At 55.4% G+C, this 628-nt stretch carries 1 pseudogene; it reads right to left on the bottom strand.

The annotated features are described in order from the left end of the window. Nucleotides 1-535 (bottom strand): annotated as a pseudogene (locus DS901_RS19015) (transposase); the annotation flags it as partial. Between the last annotated feature and the right edge of the window lie 93 nt (nucleotides 536-628).

Below are 628 nucleotides of genomic sequence, written 5' to 3'. Positions count from 1 at the left end.
AAACGTGCGACACGGTTCTCTGAACAGGTCTCTCCAGCATCGCGCAGGTCATCAGTCAGTTTGCGATATCCATAGACCTTTCCGCTCTCTGTCCATGCTTGTTGGACCAGCTCCGTCTGCCGCGCATCTTCCAGCGCACGCGCACTTAACGGTTCTTTAACCCATGCATAGAAACCGCTGAAATGCACAGCCAGCACGCGGCACATTGACCGTATAGAAAACTCCGCGCGGTGGGCCTCGATAAACGCATACTTCACTGAGACTCGCGCGCGAAGTATGCGGTCGCCTTTTTTAAGATTGTCCGCTCCTCGGTCACGCGGGCCAGCTCACGCTTCAACCGCTTGATCTCAGCAGCCTGTTCCGCGACCTCTGACCTGACACGCGGTGACTTCGCAAACTGCGCTTTCCACGTGTACAGGGATTTGGTGCTGATACCCAACCGCTCCGCCACTTCGCTGACCGCATACCCACGCTCAACAACCTGCGCCACAGCGTCCTGTTTGAACTCGTCTGTAAACCGTATTCCCTTGTTCATATCCGTCTCCCCTTGGTTCCAAAATTACCAAGCAAACCGTCTACAAATCTAGGGACACCTCAAGCGGCGATAGCTGGCCCTTTTCCGCAGCAG

Origin of the sequence: Loktanella sp. D2R18 (assembly GCF_003318235.1) — a bacterium.
In the GTDB taxonomy this organism is placed as follows: domain Bacteria; phylum Pseudomonadota; class Alphaproteobacteria; order Rhodobacterales; family Rhodobacteraceae; genus Yoonia.
Note: the sequence above shows the minus strand (reverse complement) of the source record. Positions and strands in the feature narration are given on the sequence as shown.